The sequence below is a fragment of the Proteus sp. TSJ240517 genome (assembly GCF_047921575.1).
Taxonomy (GTDB): Bacteria; Pseudomonadota; Gammaproteobacteria; order Enterobacterales; family Enterobacteriaceae; genus Proteus.
Genome location: NZ_JBLRMH010000012.1, coordinates 125,345 through 132,191, shown reverse-complemented (window position 1 = coordinate 132,191; position 6,847 = coordinate 125,345). Strand labels below are relative to the sequence as shown.

Sequence of the window (6,847 nt, the reverse complement as noted above, 5' to 3'; positions counted from 1 at the left end):
ATTAAGAAACCTAAGTCTAACGACTTAGGTTTTTTTTTGCTTAAAATTTAGAATAAAAAATAAATTAATCGGATAATTTTAAGTAAACATAACTATTATATATAAAAATAATTACTTTTGTTGATTATGGTGTCCTTTTAAAGGGTGAGAGCGAAGCTTGGCTTTGGTATACTTTAGTTATAGCAAGATATCTTGCTGTTTATCTGAGGTTGCTAATGGCGAAAAAACCGAATTATTCAGTGCGTTTTGTAGCAGGTCAACCTGTTGAAAGGATTGAGCCCAGCCCACCTTTAAGTGAAAGAAAGGATACCTTACCTATCGGAATGCCCCTTTACACTGAAGGCACTCTAAAAATTGCGGTTTGGAATATCTATAAACAGCAACGACTCAATTGGCGTAATATGTTGGAAACGCTCTCAACAGATACGCATTTGCTTTTGTTACAAGAAGCTCAAACTACACCTGAGCTTGTACGTTTTGCTGGAATTCACCATTTAATTGCAGACCAAGTCCCTGCCTTGGCTTTTCAACAACACCCAGCTGGTGTGATGACATTATCAAGTTCCCATCCTATCTATTGCTGCCCTCTCAGAGAGAAAGAGCCCTTTTTACGACTACCCAAATCAGCATTAATTACGGTATATCCATTAATTACGGGTGATCATTTAATGGTTATTAATGTACATGCGATTAATTTTAGTTTTGGTGTCGATGTTTATCAGCGTCAATTGAGCAATTTATCTGTTCATATCATGCATCACAAAGGACCTGTTATTTTAGCGGGTGATTTTAATGCGTGGAGCCGCCCAAGAGTCAATGTATTAAAACGTTTTGCAAGAGCGTTAAGACTTAAAGAAGTTATTTTTGATAATGATTGGCGTACAAAAGCCTTTGGTAAACCTTTGGATTATATTTTTTATCGAGGGTTATCGTTGAACAAAGCTGAGGTCTTAATCACAGATGCATCTGACCATCATCCTTTAATCGCGACATTTTATTAGTAGGTAATAATAACATAAGTTAATGTTTAATTTTTTAATATTTAAATTAAATATGATTATATCTATCATTTATTAATATAGCTATATTATGCTTAACTAATCTATCTATTTAATCTATTTGTTATATTAATGTTATTTACTATACTTTTTTGGTCTATCTAATATCACTAGATATAGGAAATAAAATGCCAACAAAAAATATAGTTATTATTGGTGGTGGTACCGGCGGAACTATTCTTGCTAATATCCTAGCTAAAAAATTAAATGACGAAATCTTTTCAAATAAAATTAAAATTACGCTTATTTCAGATAATCCTAATCATTATTACAAACCTGCATTTATGTATATTGCATTTAATCTTTTTTTAAAAGAAGAGCTAATGCGTTCAGAAAGAAGTTTATTAAGACCCGAAATTGAATTTATTATCGATAAAGCAGAACGTTTTGACTTTAATAATAAAGTGATTTATTGCGAATCTAATAAAAAATATAACTATGATTTTTTAGTATTAGCAACAGGTTGTGTTCCTAGTCCTCATAGAATTGAAGGCTTAAAAGAAGCGGGAAATCATTTTTACCAATATGAAGCCGCAAGAACACTTGCTGATAAATTAGCTAAAATTGAAAAAGGTCGTGTATTTATTACTGTTAGCTTCCCTGAAACACCTAATGTACCGCATCAATGTGGTATTGCTCCTATGGAGACAACATTGATGCTGGATGAGCTTCTTCGTCAGCGTCGGGTGAGAAATAATATTGAAATTGTTTATACCTATCCTACGGTTGCTCAACTTCTAAGAAACTGTCTGTTTATGCAACAAGAGGTTTGTGAAGTTCTTCCGGCCGTATTCTCTGAGCGAGATATTAAAGCTAAGCGAGGCTTTACGTTGAGCCATGTTGATCCTGATAAGAAAATAGCTTACTCAAAAGAGGGCGAGGCAGAGCCATTTGATATCCTTATGAGTACACCGCCTATTACGGCCGTTGAGGCGATTCGTAATACAGGTTTGAGTGAACATAATAATGGTGAAGGCTGGTTACCTACTGATCCTGAAACATTGCAAGTCTATGGATTAAATCAAGTGTATGTTCTTGGTGATACGGTTGATTTACCGATTAGTAAAGCCGGTGGTAGTTGTCATAACCAAGCGGGTGTAATTGCAAATAACATCTGTGGTGAGCTTCGTTACGGTTATCCTGCTGCGATTTATGATGGTCGTGTGCAGGCGGTCGCACAAATGGGATTATCAGCCGGTATGCCATTACAGTATGACTATAAACATGACGTAATTCCTACACCACCGACAAAGCTAGGCGGATTACTGCGTAATAGTTATAACCGAGGTTTATATTGGGCAACCGTTAGAGGATTATTATAGGGGATACAATAATGAGTGAAAATAACTTAAGCCCAGCAGATATTCAACTATTATCTGATGAAGATAAATTACATCTTCAACATTTATTAGAAAAAGCAAGACCATTATTAGCATTAAAGCGCTTTGATAATATCGTCGATTTATTATCTTTAATATCTGACTCAATAGATATTATGGATAATGCAACGGTTGAAAAAATTTCAGTTGCGTTTGAAGAAACATTAATTCCAGTATGGGAGTTAAGTGCTGCTTATAATATGGCAAAGAAAGAATCTATTTATCAAGATAAAAAATATACATTAGGTTCAACTTTTGCGTTATTAAGAAACCCTGATACGCTTAAAGGGATTTCAATTATTCTAAGAACAGTTCAAATTATCGGGGAAAATAACCAAAGAATAGAAAATTAATTAATAATTAGGAGATATAATGACGCAAAGTAATAAACATTTTAATACTCAAGCAATACATTATGGTTATTCTCCGTTAGATTTTCAGAGGGCATTAGTGCCTCCTGTTTTTCAAACATCCACTTTTGTTTTTCCAACGGCACAATATGGTGCTGATTGCTTTGCTGGAAAACAAAAAGGGTATTTTTATTCTCGGATCTCAAACCCTACTTTAGAGTTATTAGAAAAGCGTTTAGCACAATTAGAAAATGGTGAAGGCGCCGTTGTTTTTTCTTCAGGAATAGGGGCAATTACTTCTAGTTGCTGGTCGTTACTTCAGCCTGGTGATGAACTCATTGCTGATATGACGCTTTATGGCTGCACTTTTACATTTTTCAATCATGGACTGGCTAAATTTGGTGTTAAAATAAAGCATGTTGATTTAACTAACCTTGAAAAACTGAAAGAAGCGATTACTGAGAAAACAAAATTAATTTTTTTTGAAACTCCTGCTAATCCTAATATGCGTGTCAGTGACATAGCAAAAATATCAGAAATAGCGCATCAACATAATATTTTAGTCATGGTAGATAGCACTTATTGCTCGCCTTATTTACAACAACCTTTGGGGCTTGGTGCTGATATTGTTGTGCATTCTATGACCAAATATTTATCAGGTCATGGAGATGTCACTGCAGGAGCAATTATTACCACGCACGCCCTAGCAGATAAAATACGTGTTGAAGGTTTAAAGGATATGACTGGGGCTTGTTTGTCTCCTCATGATGCTTCGTTAATATTGCGAGGAATAAAAACGCTAGGCATAAGGATGGAGCAGATCTGCCAAAATGCACAACGTATTGCAGAATATCTTACAGATAATCCTAAGGTTGAAACTATTTATTATCCGGGATTAGTTTCTTTCCCTCAATATGAACTCGCCAAACGCCAGATGCGTTTATCTGGTGGCATGATAGCTATTGAGCTAAAAGGAGGCATAAAAGCGGGTAGAGAGTTTCTCAATCGTTTAAATCTCTTTAGTCGAGCAGTGAGTTTAGGAGACTGCGAATCTTTAGCTCAACATCCTGCCACAATGACTCATGCCACTTATAGTGCAGAAGAACGACAAAGACATGGTATTAGTGATGGTTTAATTCGACTATCGATTGGTCTTGAAGATGTGGATGATTTAATTGCTGATTTAAAACAAGCTCTGGCTTAGTGAAAATCGCATAATTTATAATAAAGAAAAAGGCTGTGAATTAATCCACAGCCTTTATTGTTTAACTCAGAATTGTTTGATTCAGAAATGTGATTTATTTCTGGTTCATTCTCGGTTTGATACCGACATAATAGCCAACAGTTAAAATAGCTACCCATACCATACCGACAACCAATGCCATTCTGGTTGACTCAAAATAGCCTAAGATTGCGATAACAAACGCCATAAAGACGATAGTCAGTGCTGGTGCAACAGGCCATAGCGGTACTGGAAATTTAAGCGTTTTCACTTCATCTGCGCTCATCTTGCGACGCATAGCAACTTGAGAAAGCAAAATCATTAACCACACCCAAACTGTTGCAAATGTCGCAATAGAAGCGATTAAAACAAAGATTTGTTCTGGAATAAGGTAGTTAAGTACTACGCCCAGCAACAATACAACAGACATCACTAGCACCGTCATCCAAGGCACACCATTGCGAGTGAGCTTCATAAAAGATTTTGGTGCTTGCCCTTCTTGAGCCATGCCGTACATCATACGACCAGCACCGAAAATATCACTGTTGATCGCAGAAATTGCAGCTGTGATAACCACAAGGTTTAAGATATTTGCCGCTGAATTGATCCCTAGATTTGAGAAAATCTGTACAAATGGGCTACCGTTATGGCCGATTTGTTGCCAAGGGAAAATGCACATTAGAATGAAAATCGTCAGTACATAGAATAATAAGATACGAAACGGTACGGCATTGATAGCTTTAGGAATGGTTTTTTCAGGATCTTTAGCTTCACTGGCAGTAATACCAATGACTTCAATCCCACCAAACGCAAACATCACAATGGCAAGTGAGGCGATAACCCCTTCAATGCCATTCGGCATAAAGCCACCAAACTCCCATAAGTTAGAGATACCAATAGGGTGTTCAGTTTGTTGGCCAAAGCCATACATCATAATGACAACACCACCAATTATCATGGCGATAATGGCGGTCACTTTAACAATGGAAAGCCAAAATTCCATTTCACCAAATATCTTCACATGGCAAAGGTTTAAGGCACCAATAAAGCAAACTATCCCTAATACCCATATCCATTGATCAACATCTGGGAACCAGAGTTTCATATAAAAGCCAAATGCCGTGACGTCTGCAAGACATACAATCAGCATTTCAAAAACGTAGTTCCAGCCAGTTAAGAAGCCAGCTAAAGGCCCCATATAATGGCTTGCATATTGTGAAAAAGAGCCTGCAACAGGATGATGAACTGCCATTTCACCTAATGCACGCATAACCATAAATACTGCTGCACCACCAATAAGGTAAGCAAGCAATACAGCTGGACCCGCTTTCTCAATGGCAGCCGCAGAGCCATAAAATAAACCTGTACCGATTGCAGAGCCAAGCGCCATGAAACGAATGTGCCGCCCTGATAATCCTCGTGAAAGTTGATTCTCTTTTTGCATCTAAAGTATTCCCATCTCTGTCCAACGGAGGAATGCTATCCTCTTTTTCAGTGTCTTCTCGCACGTTAGCTATTCAAAACAAACCATGTACCTTATCATAAAGCCTCTTACGGTGAGATAGTTATCTGTAATAATCATCAGCATTCATTGGATATCAGAGTTTCTTATGCAATACCCCATTAATGAAGTGTTTCAAACCTTACAGGGTGAAGGTGTTTTTACTGGCGTTCCTGCACTTTTTGTTCGATTACAGGGTTGTCCTGTAGGTTGTAGTTGGTGTGATACCAAACATACTTGGGAAAAAGAAGAGGAAAAAAAAGTTCCTCTTGGCGATATTCCTATTAAAACGCAAGAAAGCGATACTTGGGGAGAAGCCAGTGTTGCTCAGATTTTATCACTTTTCCAACAACAAGGTTATAGTGCAAAACACGTGGTTATCACAGGAGGCGAGCCTTGCTTATATGATTTACGTCCTTTAACAGAAGGGCTAGAGCAAGCAGGTTTTGCCTGTCAGATAGAAACCAGTGGTACTCACGATATTTTATGTAGTGAGAAAACATGGGTGACACTTTCCCCAAAAGTAGGCATGAAAGGGGGATTTATGGTATTACCTAGCGCAATTAATAGAGCTAATGAGATAAAACATCCCGTTGGGCGTGAAAAAGATATTGAAGCGTTAGATGCCTTACTGATATTACGCACAGAACACCCTGCGCCTGTTGTTGCCTTACAGCCCATTAGTTGTAAAGAGAGTGCAACAGCATTATGTATTAAAACCTGTATTGAACGTAATTGGCGTTTCTCTATGCAAACGCATAAGTATTTAAATATTGCGTGATCGCGTTTTTAATATAAAAAAATCAGCCAATAAAAGGCTGATTTTCTTTTAAGTGATAATGGGTTAATGTAAAACCCGATTTATTCACCGCGATAAATACATCCTGCTGTACACGTCTCTTTTACCATCACCGCAGATAATAATGGCAATGACGGTTTTACTTGTTGCCAAATCCATTTTGCCAGCACTTCGCTGGTTGGATTTTCTAGGCCTTCAATTTCATTGAGATAGTAGTGATCTAGACGCTCAAGAGTAGGTTTAAATGCGGCTTTCACATCAGCAAAATCAATAAGCCAACCTGAATGTTCATCAACTTCACCTGTTAGTTCTAATCTAACAAGAAAAGAGTGTCCATGAAGACGCCCACATTTGTGGCCTTCAGGAACATGTGGCAAATGGTGGGCTGCTTCAAACTGAAAATCTTTAAAGATGGTGGTTGTCATCAAAACTCTCTTGACTTAATTAGTAAAAAAAAGACACAAATAGAACGAAGTCTACCAGTGTAGCTGATTTAGCGTATCACGCCTAATCTACCTTAATCTTAATGGCTTATTAT

At 37.3% G+C, this 6,847-nt stretch carries 7 protein-coding genes; 5 read left to right on the top strand and 2 right to left on the bottom strand.

Features of this window, described 5'->3' with window-relative positions; genetic code table 11:
* Positions 1 to 215: 215 nt before the first annotated feature.
* The 4 genes from ACNARN_RS17940 (at position 216) to ACNARN_RS17925 (ending at position 3,991) form a co-directional block, all read left to right on the top strand.
* Positions 216 to 1,001, top strand: coding sequence for an endonuclease/exonuclease/phosphatase family protein (locus tag ACNARN_RS17940; RefSeq protein ID WP_198625916.1), 786 nt, complete (start codon positions 216 to 218; stop codon positions 999 to 1,001).
* Positions 1,002 to 1,186: 185 nt separating this feature from the next.
* Positions 1,187 to 2,380, top strand: a complete 1,194-nt coding sequence (locus tag ACNARN_RS17935) for an NAD(P)/FAD-dependent oxidoreductase (RefSeq protein WP_102949463.1) — start codon at positions 1,187 to 1,189, stop codon at positions 2,378 to 2,380.
* 11 nt (positions 2,381 to 2,391) lie between these two features.
* A complete protein-coding gene (locus ACNARN_RS17930; RefSeq protein WP_198630482.1) occupies positions 2,392 to 2,790 on the top strand; it encodes a hypothetical protein in 399 nt (132 codons plus the stop codon).
* A 19-nt stretch (positions 2,791 to 2,809) separates the two neighbouring features.
* The gene (locus ACNARN_RS17925) at positions 2,810 to 3,991 is read left to right on the top strand and encodes a methionine gamma-lyase (protein WP_198620884.1); all 1,182 of its coding nucleotides are present in this window, start codon (positions 2,810 to 2,812) and stop codon (positions 3,989 to 3,991) included.
* A 94-nt stretch (positions 3,992 to 4,085) separates the two neighbouring features.
* Here the strand turns inward: ACNARN_RS17925 and ACNARN_RS17920 are convergent, their stop codons facing one another.
* Positions 4,086 to 5,453: an amino acid permease gene (locus ACNARN_RS17920; protein WP_098942033.1), complete on the bottom strand. Its 1,368-nt coding sequence runs from the start codon at positions 5,451 to 5,453 to the stop codon at positions 4,086 to 4,088.
* 166 nt (positions 5,454 to 5,619) lie between these two features.
* Here ACNARN_RS17920 and queE point away from each other — a divergent pair, with 166 nt between their 5' ends.
* Entirely contained in the window at positions 5,620 to 6,291 is a 672-nt protein-coding gene (gene queE, locus ACNARN_RS17915; RefSeq protein ID WP_368888038.1) for a 7-carboxy-7-deazaguanine synthase QueE, read from the top strand.
* A gap of 80 nt (positions 6,292 to 6,371) precedes the next feature.
* Here queE and queD read toward each other — a convergent pair whose 3' ends face one another.
* Positions 6,372 to 6,737 (bottom strand): 6-carboxytetrahydropterin synthase QueD, encoded by a 366-nt coding sequence (gene queD / locus ACNARN_RS17910; protein WP_160230638.1) that lies wholly within the window; start codon positions 6,735 to 6,737, stop codon positions 6,372 to 6,374.
* Positions 6,738 to 6,847 lie beyond the last annotated feature (110 nt).

What these genes read in the sequence shown, in the direction of transcription:
- ACNARN_RS17920 (WP_098942033.1), bottom strand. Translation starts at nt 5,453, where the DNA reads ATGCAAAAAGAGAATCAACTTTCACGAGGATTATCAGGGCGGCACATT.
- ACNARN_RS17940 (WP_198625916.1), top strand. Translation starts at nt 216, where the DNA reads ATGGCGAAAAAACCGAATTATTCAGTGCGTTTTGTAGCAGGTCAACCT.
- ACNARN_RS17935 (WP_102949463.1), top strand. Translation starts at nt 1,187, where the DNA reads ATGCCAACAAAAAATATAGTTATTATTGGTGGTGGTACCGGCGGAACT.
- queE (WP_368888038.1), top strand. Translation starts at nt 5,620, where the DNA reads ATGCAATACCCCATTAATGAAGTGTTTCAAACCTTACAGGGTGAAGGT.
- ACNARN_RS17925 (WP_198620884.1), top strand. Translation starts at nt 2,810, where the DNA reads ATGACGCAAAGTAATAAACATTTTAATACTCAAGCAATACATTATGGT.
- ACNARN_RS17930 (WP_198630482.1), top strand. Translation starts at nt 2,392, where the DNA reads ATGAGTGAAAATAACTTAAGCCCAGCAGATATTCAACTATTATCTGAT.